The organism is Mesorhizobium amorphae, from assembly GCF_014843845.1.
GTDB classification, from domain to species: domain Bacteria; phylum Pseudomonadota; class Alphaproteobacteria; order Rhizobiales; family Rhizobiaceae; genus Mesorhizobium; species Mesorhizobium amorphae_A.
Genome location: NZ_JHQS01000104.1, coordinates 1 through 1,148, shown reverse-complemented (window position 1 = coordinate 1,148; position 1,148 = coordinate 1). Strand labels below are relative to the sequence as shown.

Annotated in this window: 1 protein-coding gene; it reads right to left on the bottom strand. The window is 64.1% G+C overall.

Features of this window, described 5'->3' with window-relative positions; translation table 11 throughout:
- Positions 1-31 precede the first annotated feature (31 nt).
- Positions 32-964 carry an IS110 family RNA-guided transposase gene (locus DH08_RS30215; RefSeq protein ID WP_192182910.1) on the bottom strand — a complete coding sequence of 311 codons (933 nt, stop codon included), beginning with the start codon at positions 962-964 and terminating at the stop codon, positions 32-34.
- Between the last annotated feature and the right edge of the window lie 184 nt (positions 965-1,148).

Here is a 1,148-nt window from a genome sequence, read left to right as displayed (position 1 = left end):
GGCCGGCAGGCCAGAGCGACTGTCTTGGAAGTCAAGCGTTCTGCCATGGTTTTTGGTCCCGGATGATGGCGTTGAGGATGGTGAGCAGCTTTCTGGCTGTTGCGATGATTGCGACGATCTTTGGCTTGCCCTTGGCGACAAGTTTGTCGCGGAAAGCCTTGAGGGTGGGGTTGTGCCTGGAGGCCACGAGAGCGCCCATGAAGAGGGCGGCGCGCACGCTTGCCCTGCCGCCGCTGATGAAGCTCTTGCCGCGCCACTTGCCGGACTGACGGGTGAACGGGGCGAGGCCGGCAAGCGAGGCGATCTGCTTGGCGCTGAGGCTGCCGAGTTCGGGCAGCTCGGCAATCAGGGTTCGCGCGATGCCCTTGCCGATGCCGGGCACGGAGGAGAGCAGGTTCTCCTTGATGCGCCACAGCGGCGAGGTACGGACCTGGCTGTCGAGATCGTCATCGAGGGTCTCCATCTCCCGCCGCAAAGCAACGAGCAGGCGAGAGATGCTCTTCTTGAGCTGGCGGTTGGCGGCACGCTTGAGGCGTGCTTCCTCGGCCACGATCATGGCCCCGATCTGGCGCCTTCTGGTGATCAACTCGGCAAACAGCCGGGTTTGCTCGTCGGCCAGCGGTTTGGCCTTGACGCCACTTGCCACGGCGAAGCGGGCAATCACCGCCGCGTCGATCGTGTCGGTCTTGGCACGTCTGCCGAGGGCATCGGCGAAGGAACGCACCTGCGCCGGATTGACCACGACCACCGGCAAGCCGGCGGCCGAAAGCGTCGAGGCGGCAAGCATCTCGAAGCCGCCGGTCGCCTCCAGCGCCACCACGTTCGGGCCAAGCCCGGCAAGCCGACTCGCCAGCATCTCGACGCCGCTGGCATCATTGGCCACGAAAAACGCTTCCCCCGACGGCAAAACATGCACGTCGAGCCGGTCCATCGAAACATCAATCCCTACAACGATTGCGTCCATCTTCTCCCATCCTTGCCTAATCGGGCTTCGCTTGCGGCCCAGGCGACTGTTCGGGGTCGATGGAACGGCGGACAGAGACCCTCGCTCTGGCACGGGCTCAAAGGCCCAAAGGGGGTCCGGTCTCTCGTCCGCCACCGCATCCGCTACAATAACGGATTCGGCCAATGTTGAGTTACAAGGGGGG

Excerpts from the sequence above, each read along its gene's own strand:
- DH08_RS30215 (WP_192182910.1), bottom strand. The coding sequence starts at position 964 with ATGGACGCAATCGTTGTAGGGATTGATGTTTCGATGGACCGGCTCGAC.